The following is a 23,293-nucleotide window of genomic DNA, read 5'->3' as shown; positions in this document are numbered from 1 at the left end:
CAGGCTCCGTTCCGTTGTCGACCGCTCTCCCTGCAGAGTAAGGCCATGACTCCTGCCGACCTGCTGCTCCGCAACGCCCGCCTGGTCCGCGACGGCGCGCCGGCCGAACCGGTCGACGTGCTGATCTCCTCCGGAGCGATCTCGTCCATCGGGTCCGTCGAGCCGGACGGCGCGGAGGTGGTCGACCTCGAGGGCCGCTACCTGATGAATGGGCTGTGGGACCACCACGTGCACTTCCAGCAGTGGGCGCTGTCACGTCAGCACCTCGACCTGTCCGGTACGGCGTCCGCGCGCGAGGTCGCGGATCGGGTCCGGGACCGGCTCGCCACCAACCCGCCACCGGCCGGCGCCGCTCTGCTCGGGTACGGGTTCCGCGACGGGCTCTGGCCGGACCGGCCGCTGAAGTCGCTGCTCGACAACGTGTCGGGCGACGTACCGGTCGCGCTCGCCAGTGGCGACCTGCACTCGGGCTGGCTGAACAGTGCGGCGATGCGGGAGATCGGTGCGGTGGACCGGCCGAGCGGTCTGCTCCGCGAGACCGAGTTCGCGCCTGTCATGAAGCTGCTGGCGACCGCGCCGGCCGTGGTCGGCCAGTTGGTCGCCGATGCCGCGCGTACGGCGGCCTCCCGCGGAGTCGTCGGCGTCGTCGACCTGGAGAACGCCCGGAACACGGAGGTCTGGAGCTCCCGGTACACGGCCGGCATCGACTTCCTCCGGGTCGAGTGCAGCGTCTACCCGGAGAACCTGGACTGGGCGATCGCGCAGGGGCTGCGGTCGGGGGATGCCGTACCGGACACCGGCGGCCTGGTGACGATGGGGCCGTTGAAGGTGATGACGGACGGCTCGCTGAACACACGGACGGCGTACTGCCACGACCCGTATCCGGGGATCGCGGACGACGCCTACGGGCTGCTCGTCGTACCGCCGGAGGTGCTGGTGCCGCTGATGCAGCGCGCCTTCGACCACGGGATCACCAGCGCGATCCATGCGATCGGGGACCACGCGAACCGGCTGGCGCTCGACGCGTTCGAGAAGGTCGGCTGCGCGGGGACGATCGAGCACGCGCAGTTGCTCGCGCCGGAGGACTTCCCTCGGTTTCGCGAGTTGGGGGTGGCGGCGAGCGTGCAGCCGGTGCATGCGCTGGACGATCGCGATGTAGCCGATCGGCACTGGGCCGGGCGGACTGGCCGGGCCTTTGCGTTCGGTGGGTTGCTGGCGGCGGGGGCGGAGTTGCGGTTGGGGTCGGATGCGCCGGTGGCGCCGCTCGATCCGTGGCTGTCGGCGGCGGCCGCCGTGCATCGCTCGGACGACGAGCGGGAGGCGTGGCATCCGGAGCAGGAGATCTCGCTCGGTGCTGCGCTGGATGCCTCGACCCGCGGCGGCCGGACCCCGCGTGCCGGTGGCCCGGCCGACCTCGTCGTACTCGACGCCGACCCGATGCTCGCCCCCGTCGCCGAGCTTCGCGCCTTCCCGGTCCACTCGACCCTGGTGGCAGGCCGGTGGACCTGGCGGTCCTAGAAGCTGTTCGGGCCGAACCGGAAGATCGCGACCACCAGTGCGAGGATCAGCAGGACGGCGTTGATGGCGATCGGCTGCGTCTCCTTGCGGCGGGCGTGCGTGATCGCCGCGCCGACCATCAGGACGGCGAGGCCGGTCGCGGCGAGCGGGACCAGGATCGGGGCGATGTCGAGGACGGCGGGCAGGATCAGGCCGAGCGCGCCGAGCAGCTCGGCGGCGCCGATCAGCTTGACGGTGCCGGCCGAGAAGTCCTCGACCCACTGCAGGTTCGGGTTCGCGAGCAGCTTGCGCCGTTCCTGCGTCAGCTTCATCACGCCGGCGCCCAGGAACACGGCGGCCAGCAGTCCCGCGACGATCCACAGAAAGACGTTCATGTCCCACTCTCAGTCATTGGTTGACGTTTCAACTCAACGCTAGACCCGGATGACTTGAAGCGTCAACTAATGCCGTAAAATGTGGTCATGGACGACGGGGCGCGGTGGCTGGACCAGGACGAGCTGGCGAGCTGGATGGCGTTCGCCGCCCTCATGTTCAAGCTCCCTGGCGCCCTCGACTTCCAGCTCCAGCGTGACTCCGGGCTGAGCCATTTCGAGTACCTGGTGCTCGCCGGGCTGTCGGAGTCGCCCGGGCGGTCGCGGCGGATGAGTGACCTGGCCGGCTTCGCGAACGGCTCGCTCTCGCGGCTGTCCCATGTCGTCAAGCGCCTCGAGCAGCGCGGCTTCGTCGAGCGTCGCCCTGCCGAGGATGACGGCCGCATCACCGTCGCGACCATCACCGACGCCGGGTACGACGTCCTCGTGGCCGCCGCGCCTGGTCACGTGGCGACCGTCCGCGAGCTCGTCATCGACGCCCTGACTCCGGACCAGCTCGGCCAGCTGAAGACCATCGCCGACCAGATCCTCGCGAAGGTCGATCCGGGAAAATCCTGCTGAACTGCTTGCGGCTTAGCGAACGGTCGTGCTTTTCTATTGCTGTGGGAAAGGGTGAGCAGACGCGGGCTGCGGTGCTGGACGAGGCTGCGCGGGTGGTGAGCGCGGCCGGGTTGAGCGGTCTCACCATCGGCCTGCTGGCCGACCGCATGCAGCTGTCGAAGAGCGGTCTGTTCGCGCACTTCCGCTCCAAGGAGCAGCTTCAGGTCGCGGTGGTCGAGCGCGCCGCCGAGCTGTTCGCCGAGCGCGTCGTCCGCCCCGCTCTCCAGGCGCCGCGCGGCGAGCCGCGGCTGCGTGAGCTCTTCGACCGCAAGCTCCGCTGGGACAACGGCGACCTCGCCCTGCCCGGCGGCTGTTTCTTCGCCAGCGTTTCCGCCGAGCTCGACGACGCGCCGCCGAGCCCGGTCCGCGACCGCGTCGTGAGCGCCGAGCGCGACTACGGCGACCTGCTCGCCAACGTGTTCCGGACCGGCATCAGCGAAGGCCACTTCCGCCCCGACGCCGACCCCGACCAGTACGCCTTCGACATCCGCGGCGTCCTGCTCTCCTACCACCACGCCAGCCGGCTGCTGGCCGACCCCAAGGCCGAGGATCGAGCACGCACCGCCTTCGAGGCGCTCGTCCGGGCGGCTCGCCTCTGACCCTTACCTGACGATCTGGAGTAGTCGACGTGGCGGCAAAGAAAAGCACGAACGTTCGATTCTTTAGAATCGGCTTCGGCCTGTTCGAGCGGGTCGCGCCGGGTGTCGGCACCGGCTTGCTCAACCGGCTCTGGTTCCGCGTTCCCGCCGTACCGGAGCAGGCCCGGCGTCCGCGCGGTGAGCTTCCGGGCGCGACCCCGTTCGAGGTCGAGGGGATCCGCGGGCAGTCGTACGGCGAGGGGCCGACGGTCTACCTCGTCCACGGGTGGGGTGGTTGGGGGTTGCAGCTAGGCGCCCACATCAAGCCGCTCGTCGACGCGGGCTTCCGGGTGGTCACGTACGACGCACCGAGCCACGGCGACTCGGCTCCGGGCCGCGAGGGCAAGGGCTCCTCCACCCTCCTCGAGCTGGCCGACGCGCTGAAGACAGTGGTTGCCGCGCAAGGTCCGGCGTACGGCGTGGTCGCGCACTCGCTGGGCGCACCCGCAACCGCGTTGGCGATGCGCGACGGGCTCGACGTCGACCGCCTGGTCTTCATCGCCACGGCCACTGACTTCACCGACTGGCTCGACCAACTCCAGGCGGCCCTCGGCTTCGGGCCGCGGATCCGGGCCGGGTTCCTCCGGCGCTTCGAGGCGCGCTTCGGCCCGATGGACTCCTTCCGGATGGACGCGGTCATCCCGGCCATCGCGGAGCGGCGCGCGCTGCCGCTGCTCTTGCTCGTCCACGATCGCTCCGACCCGGAGACGCCGTACCAGGGCAGTGTCGACGTCACCGGCCACTGGCCCGGCGCTCGCCTGGAGACGAGCGACGGCCTGGGCCATCGCCGGGTCCTGCGTGACCCCGACCTGGTGAAGAAGGCGGTCGAGTTTCTCGCGGAGCGAGCGCCGGCCGACCGGCGATCCGGCCGGCAGGAGAGAATGCGGGGGTGATCTTCGAGACCTCCAGCCGGTTGCCGGACTTTCCCTGGGACAAGCTCGCGCCGTACAAGCAGAAGGCGGCCGCGCATCCCGACGGGATCGTCGACCTGTCCATCGGCAGCCCGGTGGACCCGGTGCCGGACCTGATCCAGCAGGCGCTCGCGGACGCGGCCGACGCGCCGGCGTACCCGACCACCATCGGTACGTCGACTGTGCGGCAGGCGGCCGTGGACTGGATGGCCCGGCGTCTCGACGTGCCCGGTGTGGATCCGCAGGCCGGTGTGCTGCCCGTGATCGGCACCAAGGAGCTGATCATGCTGCTGCCGACCTTGCTCGGGATCGGCGCCGGCGACACCGTGCTCATCCCGGATCTCGCCTACCCGACGTACGAGGCCGGTGCTGCGCTGGCTCGGGCGACGAGCGTTCCGGTCGCCGACCCGACGACGTACGACGGGCCGGTGCGGATCGCCTACCTCAACTCCCCGCGGAACCCGTCGGGTGAGATCACCTCGCCGGAGGATCTGCGCCGCGCGGTCGAGTGGGCGCGGGCGAACGACGTACTGCTGGTGAGCGACGAGTGCTACGCCGAGTTCGGGTGGGACGCGCGGCCGGTGTCGGTGCTGCACCCGGACGTGTGCGGGGGCAGCTTCGACAACCTGCTCGCGGTGCACTCGCTGTCGAAGCGGTCCAACCTCGCCGGGTACCGCGGCGGCTTCGTGGCCGGTGACGAGACGGTCGTCGCCGAGTTGCTTGCCGTGCGCAAGCACGCCGGCCTGATGGTGCCGTCGCCCATCCAGGCGGCGATGGCGGCCGGCTTCGCGGACGACGCCCACGTCGACGCGCAGCGGGAGCGGTACCTGCGGCGCCGCGCCGTACTGCGTGATGCCCTGACCGACGCCGGCTGGGTCATCACCCTGTCCAACGGCGGTCTGTACCTGTGGGCCGAGCATCCGGAGCACGACTCCTACGGCTCGGTCGGCGCGCTCGCGGAGCGCGGCATCCTGGTCGCCCCGGGCGCCTTCTACGGTACGGCGGGGGAGCGGCACGTCCGCGTGGCCCTCACCGGCACCGACGAGCGTATCGACGCCGCGGTGAAAAGATTGCAGGAATAACAGAACTTCCGCGTCCTGTGTGACGTCTTCCTCTTTGGCTGCATCTTTAGTGGGTAAGTTGCGGTTGGGGAGAGGGGCGATCACATGACGTGGCGGGTCTTTGGGGTGGGTTTGGCTGCGGTGCTGCTCGCGGCAGGCTTGCACGCGCCCAGTGCTTCGGCGGTCGACGAGCCGACGCCGACGCCGTCGGTGGCATCGGAAACGCCACCGCCGGAGGCTGTCGAGGAGCCCACGCCGACGCCCACTGCACCGGCGACCCCAACGCCCACGCCGACGCCGACGCCGACTCCCACCCCGACGCGGACCGCGGCTGCCGCGGAGTGGGAGATCACGCTGGACCCGGTGGCCGCGTCCTGGGAGGACCGGCCGACGGTGTTCACCGGCAAGATCAACCAGCCGATCACCGGGTCGTACATCACGCTGTGGCAGCGGGTCCCCGGCGCCTGGGTGCTGCGGGCATCGACCCGGACCACGACCGGCGGCGTCTACAAGTTCAGCTACGTCTCGGCCACGCCGGGCACCTGGGCGTTCCGGACCATGATCGGCGTCAAGGCCGAGACCGCGCTCGCGATCTCGCCGTACCAGTCCTCGAACATCCAGGACCGCAAGATCGTGCTGAACACGCCGGCGCCGTGGTACGCGACGCTGACCGGCGTCTCGGTGACCGGCCGGATGACCCCGGCCGAGCCGGGCAAGGAGCTCGCGCTGCAGGACTACCTCGGCAGTGGCAAGTGGCGGCTGCTCGCGATCGGCACGATGGACTCCAAGGGCGGCTTCCGCCTGCGCGTGCCGGACGACGTCCCGGCCACCCGGACCGTCCGCGTGGTGACGCGTTGGGTGACCCAGCCACAGATGGAGTACTCCGGCCTGGCCACGGTCGTCGTCAAGGCGGCCCTGAATCCCAAGGTGTACGCCGTCTCGGCCTCGATGGTGCCGTACACGTACCGCGCCGGCTGCCCGGTCACGCCGTCGTCGCTGCGGCTGATCCAGCTCAACTACTGGGGTTTCGACGGCAAGGTGCACCGCGGTGAGCTGATCGTCCGGGACGCCGCCGTGCAGAAGATGATCACGGTCTGGACCTCGACGTTCGCGTCCAAGTTCCCGATCCGGCAGATGCGCCGGGTGGACCGGTTCGGCGGCAGCGACATCAAGTCGATGGCCGCGGACAACACGTCGGTCTTCAACTGCCGCCGGGTCACCGGCAACCCGTACGCCCTGTCGCCGCACTCGTACGGCTGGGCCATCGACATCAACACCGTCGAGAACCCGTACCTGGCCGCCAACGGCGTCTGGTACCCGTCGAACGGTCTCGCCTACCGCAACCGCTCCGTCGTCCGCCCCGGCATGCTCTTCGCCAGCAGTACGGCGACCAAGGCGTTGATCAACCAGGGTTACTTCTGGGGCGCCTACTGGAGCAAGCCCGACTACCAGCACTTCCAGCCGAGATGAGAGCAGTCGCTGCTGCGACGGTCCTCTCGGTGCTGCTGGTGGGGTGCAGCGCCGAGGAGAGTCCGCAAGCTGCTCCCATAACCCCGTCCATCCCCGAGACAGTGGGCGGGACCGTGCCGGTGCCCACCAACACGCTGAGCACGGTCAAGCCAACGGACGCCGCTGTGCCGCCTGAGTTGCCGGAGGAGGCGACGGCTCCACCACCGGCAACCGCCGGGCCACTCACTGCGCGCAACCTGCCGGCACCCGACAAGCTGGGTGCGGGCTGGAAGACGTACGTCGACCCGGGCGGTGCAGAGGTCGGCTTCCTGGGCAACGACACGTGGACCCGACGACGTGAGCCGCACCAGGCGGCGTACGAGGCGTTGCCGGTCGGGTGCACCGGTCAGTTGCCTTCCGGCTCGTTGCCGGTCCCGCAGTACGCACTGCAAGGCGCCTACCGCACAACAGATGGAAAGCCGGGCACTGCGCTCCTCCTGCGCTTCACGGCCGCCGACAAGGCCACGGCGTACCGCACTGGGTATCAAGCACGCATGGCAGCCTGCGGCGAGGGCGGCGACCTCAGCGTGAAGCAGCTGTGGTCGGAGGACACCGCAGCAGCCGGAGTACGGCGCTACGGAGGCGACGAGGCCGAGCAGTACGTCGACGTATCCGTGGTGCAGGGCTCCACGGTGGCCCTGCTCGCCGCCGCGTCCGCCGAGCCTGACACGCAGTCGGACTGGGCGCACGGCGTTGCCCGGGCGCTGCAAGCCGTGATCGACGTCCCGTAACAGAAGTTTATTACCTTTCAGTATTTCTTGTCCTACACTCCCGTTATGGGTGACTTCGACCGCTATGCCCGCCGCACCGCGGACCTCGACGCGCCGTACGCGGTGGTCGACCTGGCCGCGTTCCGGCGGAACGCGGACGACCTTGTCCGCCGCGCCGCGGGGACACCGATCCGGATCGCGTCCAAGTCGGTCCGCTGCCGCGCGCTGATCGCCGCGGCGCTGGAGCGGCCCGGGTTCCGCGGCGTGATGAGCTACTCCCTGCCTGAAGCGCTCTGGCTGGCCGGCAACGGCGTCGACGACATCCTGCTCGGCTATCCGACCACCCACCGGACCGCGTTGCGCTCGCTGGCCGAGGACCCCGAGGCGGCTTCGAGGATCACGCTGATGATCGATTCGCCCGAGCACCTGGCGTTCATCAAGTCGGTGACCGCCCGCGGCGCCCGGATCCAGGTCTGCCTCGACGTGGACGCGTCACTGCGCATCCTCGGGCAGCATCTCGGCGTCCGTCGTTCCCCGCTCCGGACTCCGGCGGACGTCGCCGACCTCGCCCGCAAGGTGGTCGCCGACGACGCCTTCGAGCTGGTCGGGGTGATGTTCTACGAGGCGCAGATCGCTGGTCTGCCGGACACCTCGCCGGCCGTCCGCTGGGTCAAACGCCGCTCGGCCGCCGAGCTGGCCGACCGCCGCGGCGCCGTGGTCGATGCGCTCAAGCAGTTCGCCCCGTTGCGGCTCGTCAACAGCGGTGGCACCGGCAGCCTCGAGGTCAGCAGCGCCGATCCGGTCGTCACCGAGGTCACCGCCGGCTCCGGCCTCTACGGCCCGACCCTCTTCGACAAGTACGACGTCTTCCAGCCGGCGCCCGCGGTCTTCTTCGCCCTGGACGTCGTACGGCGGCCGGCGCCGCGGATCGCCACGCTCTTCGGCGGCGGCTATGTGGCGTCCGGTCCGGCGAAGAAGTCACGGCTGCCGTTGCCGAGCTGGCCGACCGGGCTGAAGCTGCTCGGCACGGAAGGAGCCGGCGAAGTGCAGACTCCGGTCCAGGGGGCCTCCGCCGACACGCTGCGGCTGGGGGACCGGGTGTGGATGCGCTACGCGAAGGCGGGCGAGATGCTGGAGCGGTTCGATGTCGTGCACGCGATCGACGGCGAGGAGCTGACCGCGCTCGCGACGTACCGGGGCGAGGGGAAGAACTTCGGATGAGCACCTGGCGGAACTGGGCCGGCACCGAGTCGGCGACCGGTGTGGAGCTGCTCCGCCCGGCCTCGGCCGACGAGCTCGCGGCCGCGGTCAAGGCCGCCGCCGAGCGAGGCAAGAAGCTGAAGGCGGTCGGCTCCGGCCACTCGTTCACCGGGTGCTCGGTGCCCGAGCAGGTGATGATCCGCCTCGACGGGCTGTCCTCGATCACCAACGCCGACAAGGCGTCCGGCCGCGTCACGGTCGGCGCCGGCACCGGCCTGCGCAAGCTCAACGCCGGGCTGGCCGCCTTCGACCTGGCGATGGCGAACCTCGGCGACATCGACAAGCAGACCATCTCCGGAGCGATCTCCACCGGCACGCACGGCACCGGCGCGCGACTCGGCGGCCTCGCGACCCAGGTCGTCGGGCTCGAGCTGGTGACCGCTGACGGCTCGGTGCTGCACTGTTCCGCCGAGGAGAACCCGGACGTCTTCGCCGCGGCCCGGATCTCCGTCGGCGCGCTCGGCGTGATCACCTCGCTGACACTGCAGTGCGTGCCGGCGTTCCTGCTGCGGGCGCAGGAGATGCCGCTGCCGCTGCCCGAGGTGCTGGACGGCTTCGACGAGCTTGCCGACGGCAACGATCACTTCGAGTTCTACTGGTTCCCGCACACCGGCATCGCGCTGACCAAACGCAACAACCGGGTCGCCGCCGGCGTCGGCGCCTCCCCGGTCGGCCGGATCCGCGGCTGGGTCGACGACGAACTGCTGTCCAACAAGGTGTTCGAGCTGACCAACCGGCTGGCGACCCGCCGGCCCGGGCTGGTGCCGCGGATCAACCGGGTCGCGTCCCGCGCGCTGTCGGCCCGGGAGTACGTCGACGCGTCGTACAAGGTGTTCTGCTCCGAACGCAACGTGGTGTTCCGCGAGTCCGAGTACGCCGTACCGCGAGAGCACGTGGTCGAGGTCATCCGTCGGCTCCGGGCCTGGATCGACGCCTCGGGAACGCATTACCCGTTCCCGATCGAGGTCCGGGTGGCCGCGGCGGACGACATCTGGCTGTCGACGGCCAACGGGCGCGACACCGCCTACATCGCGATCCACCAGTACCACCGGCTCGAGCACGCCGAGTACTTCCGCGCCTTCGAGCGGATCGTCGCCGACTACGACGGCCGGCCGCACTGGGGCAAGTTGCACACTCTGACCGCGGACGACCTGCGCGCTCGGTATCCACGGTTCGACGACTTCCTCGCCGTACGGGACCGTCTGGACCCCGACCGTGCCTTTTCGAACCCTTACACCCGGCAGGTCTTCGGCTAGCCTGCGGGGATGACCGGTGTGGAGAAACTGGACGCAGTAGCCGAGGACTGGCAGAAGGCGCTGGCGATCGTCGCGCACCCGGACGACCTGGAGTTCGGGTCGGCGGCCGCGGTCGCCCGGTGGACCAGGCAGGGCAAGGAGGTCGTCTACTGCCTGCTCACCTCGGGTGAGGCCGGCATCGACGGCGTCGCGCCGGACGAGTGCGGACCGCTGCGCGAGGCCGAGCAGATCGAGTCGGCGCGGATCGTCGGAGTGACCGCGGTCGAGTTCCTCGGCCAGCCGGACGGCACGATCGAGTACGGCGTCGCGCTCCGTCGCGTGATCACGTCCGTGATCCGGCGGCACCAGCCGGAGATCGTGCTCACCAACAACTTCCGTGCCACCTGGGACGGCGACGTGCTGCTGAACCAGGCCGACCACATCAACACCGGTCGCGCCACCCTCGACGCGGTCCGGGACGCGGCCAACCGGTGGATCTTCCCGGACGCGGGGGAGAAGTGGAACGGCGTACGGCAGGTCTGGGCCTCCGGCTCACCCACCGGCCGGCACGCCGTGGACACCACCGAGACCTTCGACCTCGGCGTCGAGTCGCTGCGCGCCCACAAGGCCTACATCGAAGGGCTCGGCTACGACTTCGACCCGACTGAGTTCCTCGAAGGCATCTCCCGGACGACCGGCACCCGCCTCGGCACCAAGTACGCGGCCCCCTTCGAGGTCTTCACGCCCTGATCATTCCTTGGGGAGCTCCAGGGCCGCGTTCAAGTGCGGTGGATTGGGAGACGGCCGGCGCGGCTCGCGGTCTCCCGCCGCACCGCCGGGCGGGTCCTGTGGGGTGTGCCAGGACCGGACGAGGACCCGGCCCTTGCGAGACAGCCGGTGCAGGTCGATCTGCTGGACCTGGCTGGCCGGGATGCCGAGCTGGGCGAGGCTGCGGTTCGCCATGCTGCAGGCGGCGTCGTGCTTGCGCGGCGACAGCTTGTGCTGCAGCACGACCGCGATCGTCCCGTCGGGCAGGTCCTCGACCCGCTGGAAGCGCATGCCCTTGTCGAGCGTGTGCGACTTGAGCGCAAGGTCGATGTAGTCGGTGTCGGACAGTCGTCGGTCGGTCTTCGCGCGGGCAACCACTTCATACCGGGCCATGCCTCGATCATCCGTCGCGCACAGCAGGTTTTCCAGGAGGTCCGGTTGGCAGCTACCTGCCCGCATCCAGCCACTTCTGGTGGGCTCACCCGGAAACCCGTGGGCTTGAACAGTAAATAGCCTGTTCAAGCCCACCACTGGCCGCGCCATCCCTCCAGACTTGGCGGCAATCACAACCCGAGCCGGGCGGGCGCCCGGCGTGCGGTGTGGGGGCGGTGGGTTACAGCTGAAGGATTCGGTAGGCCTCGGCGAGCACGGCCGGCGACGCGAGCGACTGCCAGCGCGGGACCTGGTCCTGAAGGAACGGACGGAGCTTGGGCTCCAGGGCCGGGGCGTGGTCGAGAACGTCGAGCTCGTTGACGATCGTGAGGTCGATGAAGTCGCGGAGGTCGGCACCGGACAGCTCCTCGGAGGTGCCGGTGAAGCGGTCCGTGACCGTGCGGTGCTCGGCCAGGTCGCGCCAGGTGGTCTCGCGTTCGCAGGAGCCGTAGCGGTAGACGATCAGCTCGGCCTCGGGCCCGATGACGGCTTCCAGGACGGACCGTTCCTGCTGCCAGTCGAACAAGTGGGTCGGGAACCCATCGGTTCCGTACGCCGCGTGCGCGAGGCCGGCCAGCACCAGGGTGTCGGACGCGCCGAGGGTGGTGAGGCGCTTGGCGACGCGGTGCAGGTGGACGTACAGGCTGCCGCCCGCGTGTTCGAGCTCGTCGGCGCCGCGCACCAGCAACAGCGATCCCATGTCCTGAAAAGCGCTCATCTGACCCCTTCATCCGGAGTGGCCAGGGCCCCGCAGGGACGGCCCAGGCAATCACGGTAAGGCTTCGCTCACCCCCTCGCCCAGAGATCCGGCGCGGCGGCTTCGTCACATTGTCTTTTCGGGTCCGGCGTGCGGGTGCCGCTGCCGCATACGTCGGCTGTGGGTGCGGGTAGCTGACGTTTGGTGCTTTCCGCCCTCGTGCGGGAGGTGCGCACGGAAGCTCGCAGTGCCGGGTGGAAAGCACCAAACGTCAGCCGTTGTGGAACAGGCCGCGCCTCTGGCTGAGGCGAGTGCCGGGGGTCAGTCCAGGTCGGCGAGGGCCTTGCGGGCGGCTTCGAGCTCGGCTTCGAGGGCGGCCACCTTGGCGGCCTGCTGCTCGCGGGCGGCTTCGATGACCTCGTCGATCGGGGTGGAGAGGTCCTCGTGGAGCTCCTTGGCGGCGCGGGAGACCGCGGCGGCCGCGACGGCCAGGTTGCGGGCCAGGTAGGTGCTGCCCTGCTTGAGCTCGGCGTGCCACTCGCCGTCGGCCGTGCCGGTGACGGTCAGCGTCAGCTCGAGGGTCTTGGTCTTCTTGCCGGCCGCCTTCTTCGCCGGAGCCTTCTTCGGCTTCTCCTCGGCCACGACAGCCTCCGGAGCCGGCGTAGGGTCGGCAGCCGGGGTCACGGTGTCGGGAGTGTCGGCGACGTCAGCCGGTGCTTCTGCTGCCAGAGTGTCTACAGTCATCGTTGCGGCGATCTCCTTCGGAACATCGCCCGCCGTGAGCGGGCTGGCGCTGAGCGTCTATTAGAACATACGTTCGAAGCCCGGCGCCAATCCGCCTCACACCGCGACAAACCTCAGGCCTGCGACTCCGACCGGTCGCCCGACCACTCGAGGTGGAAGGTGCCCTCGCGGTCCGTCCGCCGGTAGGTGTGCGCGCCGAACAGGTCACGCAGACCCTGGATCAGCGCGGCCGGCAGCCGCTCCGCCCGCAGGCCGTCGTAGTACGACAGCGCGGCCGAGAAACCAGGCGCCGGCACGCCGACGGTAGCGGCAGTGGCGACGACCCGGCGCCAAGCCTCCTGCCCGCTCGAAATCGCGTCCTTGAAGTAGTCGTCGACGAGCAGCGACGGCAGGTCGGCGTCCCGGTCGTACGCCTCCTTGATGCGGTCCAGGAAGCGCGCCCGGATGATGCACCCGCCGCGCCAGATCGTCGCCATCGCACCGAGGTCGATGTCCCACTCGTACTGCTCGCTCGCCGCCCGGATCGCGTCGAACCCCTGCGCGTAGGCGACCAGCTTGGACGCGTACAGCGCGTGCCGCACGTCGTCGATGAACGCGTCCCGGTCCACGTCCGCCTTCGTCTCGGCCGGCCCCGGCAGCGCGCCGGCGGCGGCCGAGCGCCGTACGACGTCGCCCGACAGCGACCGGGCGAACACGGCCTCGGCCATCCCGCTCACCGGGATGCCCAGATCGAGCGCAGACTGCACGGTCCACCGACCGGTGCCCTTCTGCTCCGCCTGGTCCAGTACGACGTCCACGAACGCGCCGCCCGTGGTCGGGTCGGTCTGGCTGAGCACCTCGGCGGTGATCTCGATCAGGAACGACTCGAGGTCGCCGGTGTTCCACTCCCGGAACACGTCGGCGAGCTCGGCCGGCGAGAGGCCCAGGACGTGCCGGAGCAGGTCGTAGGCCTCCGCGATCAGCTGCATGTCGGCGTACTCGATGCCGTTGTGCAGCATCTTGACGAAGTGCCCGGCGCCGTCCGGACCGACGTGCACGCAGCACGGCTCGCCGTTCACGTGGGCGGAGATCTTGGTCAGCATCGGCTCGAGCGCGGCGTACGACTCCGGGGAGCCGCCCGGCATGATGCTCGGGCCGTTCAGCGCGCCCTCCTCGCCGCCGGACACGCCGCTGCCGACGAAGTGCAGGCCCTTCTCGCGCAGCGCGGTCTCCCGGCGCCGGGTGTCGGCGAAGTGCGCGTTGCCGGCGTCGACGACGATGTCGCCCTCGTCCAGCAGCGGCACCAGCTCGTCGATGACCGCGTCGGTCGGCTCGCCCGCCTTGACCATGATGATGATCTTGCGCGGCTGCTCCAGGGACTCGACCAGCGCGGGCAGGTCGGCGGCGGGCACGAACTCGCCCTCGTGGCCGAACTCCTTGACAAGGGCGTCGGTCCGGCTCTGCGACCGGTTGTGGACGGCGACGCGGAACCCGTTGCGCGCCAGGTTCCGGGCCAGGTTGCGGCCCATCACCGCGAGGCCGGTGACGGCGATCTGGGCTGGAGCAGAACTCATCGAATCTCCCGCAGGTCAGTGTGGTGTCGGGACCCAGTCTGTCGCGCGCGGCAAGCCCGCGATCCGGCGGGCCCGACCCGTGGGACGGCCAGGCAATTGCGCCCGAGGTCTTCTCAACCACCCGATCGCGATGGTAGACATCTCAGAAATCGATTTCCCACGAAGTCGGAAGGCCGCCCAATGCTCCGTCGTGTCGCCGCGCTCGCCCTCAGCGCATTGCTCGCCCTCCCTGTTCTGACCTCCCCGAGTACGGCGTCAGCCGCCCAGGAAACCGCGCCATCCGGCGGGAACGGCCCGGTCGGCTGGGACGTGTACCGCAGCCTCGACCGCCTGCCCGAGCTCCAGACCGGCGTCCGGACCAAGCAGTTCTCCAGCTTCGGCCGTGACGGCACCAACAACGACGGCTTCGACGGCAAGTACTCCTGCCTGCGGACCACCGCGGAAGGCTGCGTGATCGCCGAGGACGAAGGCCCTGGCGAGGTCGGCACGATCTGGTTCACCCGCGACGACGGCAACGTCACCAAGACCGGCACGATCACGATCGAGCTCGACGGCAAGCGGGTGATCCACACGTCCCTGCAGGACCTGGCCGACGGCAAGCTCGGCGCGCCGTTCGTCTTCCCGCTGGTCGCGAACGCGAAGGAGACCAGCGGCGGCGTCTACGTCCGGGTGCCGATGCCTTACCAGCGGTCGATGCGCATCACGACCCAGAGCAACCCGTACTTCTACCATGTCGGCTACCGCGAGTTCCCCGACGCGAGCGGCATCCGGACCTTCGACCCGGCCGACAAGGCCGAGGACGTCGTCGCCCTGCTGAAGGCGTCCGGCACGAAGGACCCCAAGCCGGCCCAGCCCGGCAACCAGACCAGGTCGACCGCGTTGAATCTTGCCTCCGGCAAACAGATCACGCTGGCCGACACCACAGGGCCGGGTGAGCTCAGCGCGCTCCGGCTCAAGCTGCCCGAGATCACCGGCCTGGACCTGAAGTCGGTCTCCGACGACGGCCGCGCGTTCACCGGCAGCAGCAAGTTCACCGTCAAGATCGACCCGGCCAACACCGGCGTCAAGCTGATCCGCCGGATGGACCTGCGGATCGGCAACCAGCGGGCGAAGGTGCTCGTCGACGGCGTCGAGGCCGGCGAGTGGGCGCCGTTGAAGGCGGAAGGAGCGCAGTGGCACGACCAGGTCGTCGACCTGCCGGCCGCGCTGACCGCGGGCAAGTCGCAGCTCACGGTCACCAACCAGTTCGTCTCGTCCGACCTCGACTTCAACGAGTTCACCTACTGGGCCGACTCGATCGTCGGCGGTACGGCGAAGCGCACCGACACCCTCGACCTCGGCCCGAACCACCTCGCCGAGGAGCAGGCGCACGGCTACGTCATCACCCAGCAGAACTGGAGCGGCACGCACTCCATGGCGTACGCCGCCACCGAGGAGGACGCGGCCCGCGTCAAGCCGTCCGACTCGCTCCTGGCCGGCGTCCGCGTGCAGGTGACGATCGACGGCAAGAGGCGGGTCGACGCCCCGATCGGCGAGTTCTTCGGTTCCGGTCTCGGCGAGAACCCGGTCCGCTCGCTGTTCTTCGCGATGGACCCCGACGGCTGGTACTCGTCCTGGTGGCCGATGCCGTACGCCGCGCGCGCCACGGTCACTCTGGTCAACAAGTCGACGTACCCGCTGACCGGGCAGGCCGAGGCGACGTCGGTGCGGGACGCGCGCAAGGCGGTCGACCTGCTGACCGGGAAGACCGGCTACTTCACCGCGATCTCGCACCGTGGCGAGACCACGCAGGGCAGCGACTGGACGTTCGCGGACGTCAGCGGACGCGGGAAGTTCGTCGGCGTCTCCCAGACGATGGAAGGCTTGCTTGCCGACGGCAACACCCGCGGCTACCTCGAGGGTGACGAGCGGGTGTACGTCGACGGCGAGCGGACGCCGGCGATCCACGGCACCGGGACCGAGGACTACTACGAGTCCGGCTGGTACTTCAACGCCGGCACCTACTCGACGCCGTTCCACGGCAACTCCGCGCACGAGGTCAAGGCCGGGTTCTGCACCTACGAGTGCGACGGCGCGTGGCGCTTGCACATCACCGACTCGATCGGGTTCCAGAACCAGCTGGACTTCAGCATCGAGCACGGCCAGCAGGACGACCACCCGGCGATCTACGGCTCGACCGCGTTCCTCTACACCGCCGCGCAGTTCGGCGCGCGCGAGACCGATCGGATCGACACCGGCTCCGCGCAGAGCCGGCAGCAGCACGGGTACGTCGACACCGCGACGCAGGCAGATCTGACGTCGGTGTACGAAGGTGAGCACGACGACATCGTGCTGACGGACCAGATCCGGTCCACCACGCAGCCGATCAAGTTCACGGTGCAGGTCGACCCGGCCAACCGCGGCGTGACGCTGCGCAGGACGAGCGATCAGAACGTGTCCGGCCAGTCGGCCAAGGTGTTCGTCAACGGCAAGGACGCCGGCACCTGGTTGCAGCCGCTCGGCAACGATCGGCAGCGCTGGCTGGACGACAACTACCAGTTGCCTGCGGCACTCACCTTCGGCCGCACCAAGCTCGACCTCGAGCTCCGGCCGGCCGGGCCGAGCTGGACGGCATCGTCGTACGTCGTCCAGTCCCTGGTCCTCCCGTACGACGACAAGCGGGCACCCGGCCAGGTAGCGGCCGTCACCGCGACCGGGCGGACGAACAACGCGATCGACGTGCGCTGGTCCGACGCGGCAGACGAGAGCGGCATCGCGAAGTACAACGTCTACGGCGCGAAGGCCGGAGGCGCCGAGAAACTGATCGGCACGAGCCCGCTGCCGGGGTTCCTGCACCGGGACCTCGGGCTGCACGAGACCTGGTCGTACCGGGTCGCGGCCGTCGATCTCGCCGGGAACGCCGGGCCGAAGTCGGCAGTCGCCCAGGCGACGACCGGCAATACGTTGCGGGTCGAGGGGGAGTCGATGCTGCCGCCGGTCTCGTCGACCGTGCCGGTGGATCCGCAGGGCAACTGCTGCGGGGTGAGCTGGTCGAACGGCACCCAGGCGTGGATCCACGGAACCAAGGCCGGGGACAAGGTCGTCCTCGGCTTCACCGTCCCGACCACCGGCTCCTACGACCTGTCGACGGTCCTCACCAAGGCCGCCGACTACGGCATCGCAGAGCTCGAGGTGGCGGGAGCCAAGGTGACCTTCGACGGCTACGTGGCGGCCGGAGTCACCACGCAGCAGGTTGACCTGGGGACCGCGCAACTCACCGCAGGCAGCCATCAGCTCACCATCACGCTGACCGGCAAGAACCCAGCCGCGACCGGCTACCTGGTCGGCCTCGACTTCCTCGACCTGGTGCTCAACTCATGATCCGCAAACTGCTCGCCGCAATGGTCGGCCTGGCTGTCCTCACGACGCCGCTGCAGGCCACGGCGTCTCCCGAGCGGGTGCGCATCACGCCGTACGTCGAAGTCGACAAGGTGGTTGCGGCCGGCGCCTTCACGAAGGTCTACGACCCGAGTGTGGGCGAGACCGGGCCCTGGTACTACAACGACCACACTCTGGTGCAGGACCAGGACACCGGAACCTGGCATGTGTTCGCGATCACGCACGCGGAGCCCGCGAACCCGCTTGACGAGAAGAGCTTCGGGCACGCCACCGCGCCGACTCCCAACGGTCCGTGGACCAAGCAGCCGCCGGCGCTGGTCGCCGACCCGGCGGCGGGCGAGAGCCACATCTGGGCGCCGTACGTGCTGTACGACGCCGGGACGTACTACATGTACTACGCCGCCGGCACGCCCGACCACACGGCGTACCGGATGCACCTGGCGACGTCGACCGATCTCGTGCACTGGACCCGAGACGCGGCCAACCCGCTGTTCACCGACGGATTCGACGGGCGCGACCCGATGGTGCGCAAGGTCGGCGACCAGTGGGTGATGTATTACACGGCCAACTCGACGCCGGCCGGCGGAAACCACATCGTTGCCTACCGCACCAGCACCGACCTCCGGCACTGGAGCGAGCGCCGGACGGCGTTCCAGCACCCGGCGACCGGGACCTTCGGTGGCCCGACGGAGTCGCCGTACGTCGTCCAGCGCGGCAGTGACTGGTATCTGTTCGTCTGCTGCGACGGCGGTTACGAGGTCACCAAGGTGTACAAGAGCAAGGACCCGCTGCACTTCACGGTCGATCAGCTGGCCGGGACGATTCCGGCGCACGCGGCCGAGGTCGTCCAGGACGGCAGCGACTGGTACGTCACCGGAGCGGGCTGGGGCAAGGGCGGTCTGTTCGTCGCGCCGCTCGACTTCGCCAAGGTGCAGGTGACCAAGGGCAGCGTGGTGAGTACGGCGCACTACCGGGCGACGATCGAGACGAGTCCACGCGCGGCGCTGACCGGTCTGCAGGTCGACCCGGCCGGTCGCCGTGACTACCGGCCGGTCCTGGACTCGAGCGGCCGCTCGACCGCGCCGTACCTGGCGGTCGGGAACTTCGGCGCCACCGACCTCAGTGGCCCGGCCGCTCGTGTGGATGCGGGCCGCTCGTCGTTGCGGCTGCGCGGCGTCTCCTTCGGAGACGAACCGGTCACGGCGGACTGGTCTTTCGACTTCGGCGCGACCACCTTCGACACCCGCCTCGACTGGACGGTGCACGACGACACGAACGCTTCGGTCTGGGAGGTCGCGCTGAACGTCGACTCGGCGCTGACCGACCAGGGTGACCCCGGCGGGTTCGGGCGTACGGGCGACGTCCCAGGGCTGCCGCGGTGGTCGATGGCGACCGGCGACGGGCTCAGCGTTGTCACGGCGTACCGGCCGGGCTCGGCCTGGTCGGCGGACAACCACTGGTACGACCCGACGAACGGCTCGGTCGCCTGGCAACCGCTCTGGCAGCCGGGCGGACGGCCGCTCCCACCAGGCTCGTACGACGGTGGCCAGTGGCGTCTCGGGTTCTCCGGCACGGAACGGGACGTCGCCTTCGCCGAAACCCTGGCCGCTAGTCTCGATGGGTGACCACACTCAGGCTTGACCCCCGCACTACCGCACTGGTTCTGATCGACCTGATGCCGCGGATCGTGGCGCTGGACACGGCGCCGCTGAGCGGACCTGAGGTGCTCGAGCGATGCGTTGCGCTGGCGAAGGCGACCCGGTCCGTGGGCGGGTTGGTCGTGAACGTGCGGGTGGAACGGCCTGGGGTCGAGGTGCAGCCGGCCGGCAGCGGGTTCGCGCCCGGCGCGACTCCGGAGCCGGGTGATCTGGAGATCGTGAAGCGGACGATCGGCGCGTTCGGCCGGACCGGGCTGGACCACGAGTTGCAGACCCGCGGGATCGAGACGGTCGCGCTGGCCGGGATCGCGACCAACTTCGGCGTCGAGTCGACCGGGCGGGCCGCCGACGACCTGGGCTACGACACGATCTACATCTCGGACGCGATGACCGGGCTGGACGGCCGGGCCCACGAGTTCGCGGTGTCGACGATCTTCCCCCGGCTCGGCATCACCTGCTCCGGCACCGAGTACGTCGCCGCCCTCAGCCCGACCTCCTGAGTTTTGTCACCTGCCCGCTCGGGCACTGGGCGGGCATGCTCCCCACTGCGACGTTTCCGGACGCCGCCATGGCGATCCGCGACGTACTGCTGCCGATGGTTGCGCAAGGCGCGATCCTGCGTCGCCGGGCGGCCTCCAGGACAGCCGAACTGCTGCACGCCGACGACCACGCACTCCGCCGGGTCCGAGCGTTGCGGCACAAGTACGGCGAGGGGCCGCTGCTGATCCGCCTCCCGGGCCGGACCATCGCGCTCGTCCTGGACCCCGGCCACGTCCACCGCATCCTGCACGAGACGCCCGAACCGTTCTCCGCGGCAACCAGCGCCAAGGTCGGCGCGCTGAACCACTTCCAGCCGCACGGCGTCCTCGCCACCGACCCGCCGCTGCGCGCACCGCGCCGCGAGCTGAACGAGGAAGCGCTCGACACGCACCAGCCTGTTCACCGCCACGCCGAGTCGATGACCGCCGCCATCACCGGGGAGCTCCACCTCGAAGGCACCTTCGGCTGGACCGACTTCCGGGCGGTCTGGTCACGGATCGTCCGCCGGATCGTGCTCGGCGACGAGGCTCGCGACGACACCGAGCTCACCGACCTGCTCGACGTACTGCGGTCGAACGCCAACTGGGCCGCGGTGCATCCACGCAACCGGAATGCGCGCGAGAGGTTCGACCAGAAGCTCGCGGAGTACGTCGAGCACGCCGCTCCGGGCAGTCTCGTCGATGCGCTGATGCTGGGCTCGATCAAGCGGGACAGCCGGACCGTCGAGACCGGGGGAGGGCTCGATCCGGCCGGTCAGGTGCCGCACTGGTTGTTCGCGTTCGACGCCGCGGGCATTGCGCTCTGGCGACTGCTCGCCGTACTCGCGACCCGGCCTGACGTCGCCGAGCAGGTCGCCAAGGACGACTCACCGCTGCGGGCGTACGCGGGCGGCGCCGTTCTGGAGTCACTGCGGTTGTGGCCGACGACTCTCGTCGTACTGCGCGAAGGCCGGACCGAGACCTTCTGGGACGCCGGCACGGCGCCGGCCGGGACCGAGTTCGCGATCGTCACCTCGGTCTTCCACCGCGACGACGAGGCGCTCGACTTCGCCAACGACTTCATCCCCGAGATCTGGCTGGATGGCCGCTCGGACGGGTCGTGGCCGCTGATCCCCTTCAGCGAAGGCCCGGCAGTCTGCCCCGGCAGGAACGTCGTACTGCTGACCATCAGCACGGCGGCCCACCACCTCACCTCCCACTACGACCTCGACCTGGACCCCCACACCCGAGCCAAACTCACCCGTGGCCCGCTGCCGGCCACGTTCGACCACACCGCACCCCGCATGGGCTTCTGGAGGAAGTGATGAAGGCCAGACCGGCCGAGGTCGGCGACCTGCGACTGGCGACGATCGTCGTCAACGCCCTGGACATGGACCGAGCCGCCGACTTCTGGTCCCGAACGCTCGGCTACGACCGCCCGGACCGGATCGGCGGCACCGACCAGTTCGCCAAACTCACCGACCCCGCCGGCACCGGCCCCGCCGTGCTCATCCAGCGCACCGGCCACATCCCGTCCGATCCGGCGCCGGTCCACATCGACCTCTACACCACCAAGCGCGACGAACACATCGACCGCATCGTCGCCCTCGGCGCGACCCGCGTCGACGACTGGACCTACCCCGACGAACACGGCTTCATCGTCCTCCGCGACCCCGAGGGGAACGAGTTCTGCGTCATCCAGGTCGACGACTAGGCGAACAGTGCGGCGTTCGAGTGGGTCCAGTCCTGGAGGGTGCGGGGGGTGTGGCCGGTGACCTGGGTGACGGTGTCGTTCACCGTGGTTTCGTCGATGAGGCCGTCGGCGAAGAAGGCCTCGATCGCGTTGGCGTAGGGCGCGGGCATGGTGGACTGGAGTTCGGCGTGGGTCTCCGCACGGCTCATCGGGTACGGCGTCAGCGGCCGGCCGAGCGCCTCGCCGAGGATCTGCACCTGCTCCGGTGGGGTGAGGGCGACCGGGCCGGTCAGCCGGTGAATGGCGCCGGCGTGGTCTTCGGTGAAGGCGCGGACCGCGACGTCGGCGATGTCGAGGGGGTGGATCGTGGAGATCGGGACCTCGGGGAACTGCACGCGGACCACGTCACCCACGCGCAGCTGGTCCAGCCAGCGCAGGGTGTTGGACATGAAGGAGTTCGGCCGGAGGAAGGTCCACTCGAGCCCGGATGCCTCCACCGCCTCCTCGGCCGCGTGGTGGTACGCCGCGATCGCGTTCGAGGTGTCCGCGCTGTCCAGCGAGCTGCTCGACAACAGGACGACCTTGCGAACACCCGCGCGGACGGCGTTGTCCAGCAACTCCTCGACCCGGTCGTAACCGCTCAGCAGGAAGATGCCCGACACACCGTCGAGCCCGTCGACGAACGTGTCCGGCTGGTTCAGATCGCCGTACACCGGCTCGATCCCCGCCGGCAGGGCGACCTCCTTGCGCACCAGCGCGCGCCCCGGCAGCCCCGCGGCAACCAACGCCTGCACCACCGCGCCGCCCGCGTTGCCGGTCGCACCTGTCACCAGAACGGTCATGCCAGCTCATTTCTGTAGGCCCGCACGGCTGCCTGGAGCTCCGTGCGCGGGTCGTCCCGATGGTAGATGCGTTCGTCGGGCTCGATGTTGTCGAGGAAGGTCTGGTACATGACGGCGTAGATGAGGTGGTTCAGGACCGTCATCGGCCGGAGGGCGCGCGGGGGATCGGCGTCGCGCAGCCGGCTCTTCCAGGTGGCGGACCAGACGTCGAGAGCGTGGTCGCGCTTGGAGTCCGGCAGCCAGTCGAGCAGGCGCAGGATGTCGGTCGCGGGGTGGCCGACGAAGGTGTCGGCCCAGTCCACGATCGCTCGTGCAGTGCCGTCCGAGCGCCAGTTGCCGGGGTGGAAGTCGCCGTGCACCAACGTGATCGGGAGTCCCGCCGTCTGCAGGTCGGCGATCAGCCCGGGCAGTTGGGTAAGCAGATGCTCGACATCCGCGCGGTCGGTCGCGGGCAGCTCGACAACCTCGAGGAGACGCGTGACCTGACCAGCCAGGCTGTCCGGAAGCATTCGCGGGGCTCGCACTGCGTCGAGCTCGCCGGCGAGTTGCGCTTGTACGGCGACCCACCGGCTCACCACGTTCTCGACGGTGGCCGGGTCGGGCTCCCAGCAGTCGACGCCCGGGGCGTGGGCGAGCAGTGACCAGCGGTTGGCCATCGACCGGCCGAGGACGGTCGGCGCTAGCGTCTCGTCGTACCGCTGGACCTGCTCGATGATGTCGGCGTCCACGCTGGCGAACCGGCTCGTCGCCTTGACCCACGCGCCGTCGAACCGCATCAGGCAGGACAGGTTCCACGTCTTCACCTGGACCGGTTCACCGGGCCCGATGATCGACCGCGCCCACGCCACCATCCGCTCCGGCCCGTCCACCTCGGCCCAGGACGCCCGCAGCGGCTGCGGCGCGACGATCGCGTCCCAGCCGTCGTACGGCGTCTCGTCCAGCACACCGGACCGCGGTTCGCCCATCGCCTGCACGTGGTACACGGTCCGCCCGCCGCGACCGACCACGTCCTCGTCCGCATGCACCAGCCGCAGTACGACGGTCCGCACACCGAGCACCTGGTCGAGCCGGCGGGTCACCGCCTCGACCTCCGACCACCAGGCCGGCTCCACCTCGAACGCGGGCAAGCGGCCCACATACCGTGGCCCGACACTCACCAACGCCTCGACACTCTTCACTTCCACTCGCCAAGTCTGA

22 protein-coding genes are annotated in these 23,293 nt (G+C 69.8%); 15 read left to right on the top strand and 7 right to left on the bottom strand.

Annotated elements, in window-relative coordinates:
• The first annotated feature begins 45 nt into the window (after nt 1–45).
• On the top strand, nt 46–1,518 hold the full coding sequence (locus ACWCOV_RS01535; protein ID WP_449827255.1) for an amidohydrolase family protein: 1,473 nt from the start codon (nt 46–48) through the stop codon (nt 1,516–1,518).
• Here ACWCOV_RS01535 and ACWCOV_RS01530 read toward each other — a convergent pair.
• Nucleotides 1,515–1,892: a DoxX family protein gene (locus ACWCOV_RS01530; protein ID WP_449827254.1), complete on the bottom strand. Its 378-nt coding sequence runs from the start codon at nt 1,890–1,892 to the stop codon at nt 1,515–1,517. The genes ACWCOV_RS01535 and ACWCOV_RS01530 overlap by 4 nt on opposite strands.
• A gap of 87 nt (nt 1,893–1,979) precedes the next feature.
• Between ACWCOV_RS01530 and ACWCOV_RS01525 the strand changes: the two genes are divergently transcribed.
• From ACWCOV_RS01525 to ACWCOV_RS01485, 9 genes are all read left to right on the top strand, one after another.
• On the top strand, nt 1,980–2,450 hold the full coding sequence (locus ACWCOV_RS01525) for a MarR family winged helix-turn-helix transcriptional regulator (RefSeq protein WP_449827253.1): 471 nt from the start codon (nt 1,980–1,982) through the stop codon (nt 2,448–2,450).
• A 41-nt stretch (nt 2,451–2,491) separates the two neighbouring features.
• Nucleotides 2,492–3,088, top strand: coding sequence for a TetR/AcrR family transcriptional regulator (locus ACWCOV_RS01520; protein ID WP_449827252.1), 597 nt, complete (start codon nt 2,492–2,494; stop codon nt 3,086–3,088).
• Between the two features lie 29 nt (nt 3,089–3,117).
• Nucleotides 3,118–4,020 (top strand): alpha/beta fold hydrolase, encoded by a 903-nt coding sequence (locus ACWCOV_RS01515; protein ID WP_449827251.1) that lies wholly within the window; start codon nt 3,118–3,120, stop codon nt 4,018–4,020.
• Nucleotides 4,020–5,120 carry a succinyldiaminopimelate transaminase gene (gene dapC / locus ACWCOV_RS01510; RefSeq protein ID WP_449827294.1) on the top strand — a complete coding sequence of 367 codons (1,101 nt, stop codon included), beginning with the start codon at nt 4,020–4,022 and terminating at the stop codon, nt 5,118–5,120. Before ACWCOV_RS01515 ends, dapC begins: the two co-directional genes overlap by 1 nt.
• Nucleotides 5,121–5,204: 84 nt before the next feature.
• Nucleotides 5,205–6,569, top strand: coding sequence for a M15 family metallopeptidase (locus ACWCOV_RS01505; protein WP_449827250.1), 1,365 nt, complete (start codon nt 5,205–5,207; stop codon nt 6,567–6,569).
• Nucleotides 6,566–7,339: a hypothetical protein gene (locus ACWCOV_RS01500; RefSeq protein ID WP_449827249.1), complete on the top strand. Its 774-nt coding sequence runs from the start codon at nt 6,566–6,568 to the stop codon at nt 7,337–7,339. The genes ACWCOV_RS01505 and ACWCOV_RS01500 overlap by 4 nt, the downstream gene beginning before the upstream one ends.
• A 45-nt stretch (nt 7,340–7,384) precedes the next feature.
• On the top strand, nt 7,385–8,539 hold the full coding sequence (locus ACWCOV_RS01495) for an amino acid deaminase/aldolase (RefSeq protein WP_449827248.1): 1,155 nt from the start codon (nt 7,385–7,387) through the stop codon (nt 8,537–8,539).
• Nucleotides 8,536–9,834, top strand: coding sequence for a D-arabinono-1,4-lactone oxidase (locus ACWCOV_RS01490; protein ID WP_449827247.1), 1,299 nt, complete (start codon nt 8,536–8,538; stop codon nt 9,832–9,834). Before ACWCOV_RS01495 ends, ACWCOV_RS01490 begins: the two co-directional genes overlap by 4 nt.
• Nucleotides 9,835–9,843: 9 nt before the next feature.
• Nucleotides 9,844–10,563, top strand: coding sequence for a PIG-L deacetylase family protein (locus ACWCOV_RS01485; protein WP_449827246.1), 720 nt, complete (start codon nt 9,844–9,846; stop codon nt 10,561–10,563).
• Here ACWCOV_RS01485 and ACWCOV_RS01480 read toward each other — a convergent pair whose 3' ends face one another.
• The 4 genes from ACWCOV_RS01480 to gndA all read right to left on the bottom strand — a co-directional run bounded on the left by ACWCOV_RS01480 (nt 10,564) and on the right by gndA (nt 14,007).
• Nucleotides 10,564–10,974: a hypothetical protein gene (locus ACWCOV_RS01480; RefSeq protein WP_449827245.1), complete on the bottom strand. Its 411-nt coding sequence runs from the start codon at nt 10,972–10,974 to the stop codon at nt 10,564–10,566.
• A gap of 220 nt (nt 10,975–11,194) precedes the next feature.
• The gene (locus ACWCOV_RS01475) at nt 11,195–11,731 is read right to left on the bottom strand and encodes a DUF6817 domain-containing protein (protein WP_449827244.1); all 537 of its coding nucleotides are present in this window, start codon (nt 11,729–11,731) and stop codon (nt 11,195–11,197) included.
• Between the two features lie 300 nt (nt 11,732–12,031).
• Complete coding sequence (locus ACWCOV_RS01470) at nt 12,032–12,454, bottom strand: DUF6319 family protein (protein ID WP_449827243.1); 423 nt, start codon at nt 12,452–12,454, stop codon at nt 12,032–12,034.
• A gap of 113 nt (nt 12,455–12,567) precedes the next feature.
• Complete coding sequence (gndA, locus tag ACWCOV_RS01465) at nt 12,568–14,007, bottom strand: NADP-dependent phosphogluconate dehydrogenase (protein ID WP_449827242.1); 1,440 nt, start codon at nt 14,005–14,007, stop codon at nt 12,568–12,570.
• 180 nt (nt 14,008–14,187) lie between these two features.
• On the opposite strand from gndA, the gene ACWCOV_RS01460 reads away from it, so the two are divergent.
• The 5 genes from ACWCOV_RS01460 to ACWCOV_RS01440 are packed head-to-tail and all read left to right on the top strand — an operon-like array spanning nt 14,188 to nt 21,275.
• Nucleotides 14,188–17,367, top strand: a complete 3,180-nt coding sequence (locus ACWCOV_RS01460; RefSeq protein ID WP_449827241.1) for a DUF2961 domain-containing protein — start codon at nt 14,188–14,190, stop codon at nt 17,365–17,367.
• Nucleotides 17,364–19,010 (top strand): family 43 glycosylhydrolase, encoded by a 1,647-nt coding sequence (locus tag ACWCOV_RS01455; protein ID WP_449827240.1) that lies wholly within the window; start codon nt 17,364–17,366, stop codon nt 19,008–19,010. The genes ACWCOV_RS01460 and ACWCOV_RS01455 overlap by 4 nt, the downstream gene beginning before the upstream one ends.
• Nucleotides 19,007–19,543 (top strand): isochorismatase family protein, encoded by a 537-nt coding sequence (locus tag ACWCOV_RS01450; RefSeq protein WP_449827239.1) that lies wholly within the window; start codon nt 19,007–19,009, stop codon nt 19,541–19,543. The genes ACWCOV_RS01455 and ACWCOV_RS01450 overlap by 4 nt, the downstream gene beginning before the upstream one ends.
• Nucleotides 19,544–19,578: 35 nt before the next feature.
• The gene (locus ACWCOV_RS01445; RefSeq protein WP_449827238.1) at nt 19,579–20,886 is read left to right on the top strand and encodes a cytochrome P450; all 1,308 of its coding nucleotides are present in this window, start codon (nt 19,579–19,581) and stop codon (nt 20,884–20,886) included.
• Nucleotides 20,886–21,275, top strand: coding sequence for a VOC family protein (locus ACWCOV_RS01440; RefSeq protein WP_449827237.1), 390 nt, complete (start codon nt 20,886–20,888; stop codon nt 21,273–21,275). Before ACWCOV_RS01445 ends, ACWCOV_RS01440 begins: the two co-directional genes overlap by 1 nt.
• Here ACWCOV_RS01440 and ACWCOV_RS01435 read toward each other — a convergent pair.
• Nucleotides 21,272–22,096 (bottom strand): NAD(P)H-binding protein, encoded by an 825-nt coding sequence (locus ACWCOV_RS01435; protein ID WP_449827236.1) that lies wholly within the window; start codon nt 22,094–22,096, stop codon nt 21,272–21,274. The genes ACWCOV_RS01440 and ACWCOV_RS01435 overlap by 4 nt on opposite strands.
• Nucleotides 22,093–23,280 carry a phosphotransferase family protein gene (locus ACWCOV_RS01430; RefSeq protein WP_449827235.1) on the bottom strand — a complete coding sequence of 396 codons (1,188 nt, stop codon included), beginning with the start codon at nt 23,278–23,280 and terminating at the stop codon, nt 22,093–22,095. Before ACWCOV_RS01430 ends, ACWCOV_RS01435 begins: the two co-directional genes overlap by 4 nt.
• Nucleotides 23,281–23,293: the final 13 nt, after the last annotated feature.

It is taken from the genome of Kribbella sp. NPDC002412 (assembly GCF_053592935.1).
The sequence above is the reverse complement of the archived record's forward strand: the minus strand, read 5'-3'. Positions and strand labels throughout refer to the sequence as shown.

Excerpts from the sequence above, each read along its gene's own strand:
- ACWCOV_RS01525 (WP_449827253.1), top strand. The coding sequence starts at position 1,980 with ATGGACGACGGGGCGCGGTGGCTGGACCAGGACGAGCTGGCGAGCTGG.
- ACWCOV_RS01435 (WP_449827236.1), bottom strand. The coding sequence starts at position 22,096 with ATGACCGTTCTGGTGACAGGTGCGACCGGCAACGCGGGCGGCGCGGTG.
- ACWCOV_RS01475 (WP_449827244.1), bottom strand. The coding sequence starts at position 11,731 with ATGAGCGCTTTTCAGGACATGGGATCGCTGTTGCTGGTGCGCGGCGCC.
- ACWCOV_RS01505 (WP_449827250.1), top strand. The coding sequence starts at position 5,205 with ATGACGTGGCGGGTCTTTGGGGTGGGTTTGGCTGCGGTGCTGCTCGCG.
- ACWCOV_RS01445 (WP_449827238.1), top strand. The coding sequence starts at position 19,579 with ATGCTCCCCACTGCGACGTTTCCGGACGCCGCCATGGCGATCCGCGAC.
- gndA (WP_449827242.1), bottom strand. The coding sequence starts at position 14,007 with ATGAGTTCTGCTCCAGCCCAGATCGCCGTCACCGGCCTCGCGGTGATG.
- ACWCOV_RS01535 (WP_449827255.1), top strand. The coding sequence starts at position 46 with ATGACTCCTGCCGACCTGCTGCTCCGCAACGCCCGCCTGGTCCGCGAC.
- ACWCOV_RS01490 (WP_449827247.1), top strand. The coding sequence starts at position 8,536 with ATGAGCACCTGGCGGAACTGGGCCGGCACCGAGTCGGCGACCGGTGTG.
- ACWCOV_RS01495 (WP_449827248.1), top strand. The coding sequence starts at position 7,385 with ATGGGTGACTTCGACCGCTATGCCCGCCGCACCGCGGACCTCGACGCG.
- ACWCOV_RS01455 (WP_449827240.1), top strand. The coding sequence starts at position 17,364 with ATGATCCGCAAACTGCTCGCCGCAATGGTCGGCCTGGCTGTCCTCACG.
- ACWCOV_RS01500 (WP_449827249.1), top strand. The coding sequence starts at position 6,566 with ATGAGAGCAGTCGCTGCTGCGACGGTCCTCTCGGTGCTGCTGGTGGGG.
- ACWCOV_RS01480 (WP_449827245.1), bottom strand. The coding sequence starts at position 10,974 with ATGGCCCGGTATGAAGTGGTTGCCCGCGCGAAGACCGACCGACGACTG.
- ACWCOV_RS01440 (WP_449827237.1), top strand. The coding sequence starts at position 20,886 with ATGAAGGCCAGACCGGCCGAGGTCGGCGACCTGCGACTGGCGACGATC.
- ACWCOV_RS01470 (WP_449827243.1), bottom strand. The coding sequence starts at position 12,454 with ATGACTGTAGACACTCTGGCAGCAGAAGCACCGGCTGACGTCGCCGAC.
- ACWCOV_RS01530 (WP_449827254.1), bottom strand. The coding sequence starts at position 1,892 with ATGAACGTCTTTCTGTGGATCGTCGCGGGACTGCTGGCCGCCGTGTTC.
- ACWCOV_RS01460 (WP_449827241.1), top strand. The coding sequence starts at position 14,188 with ATGCTCCGTCGTGTCGCCGCGCTCGCCCTCAGCGCATTGCTCGCCCTC.
- ACWCOV_RS01485 (WP_449827246.1), top strand. The coding sequence starts at position 9,844 with ATGACCGGTGTGGAGAAACTGGACGCAGTAGCCGAGGACTGGCAGAAG.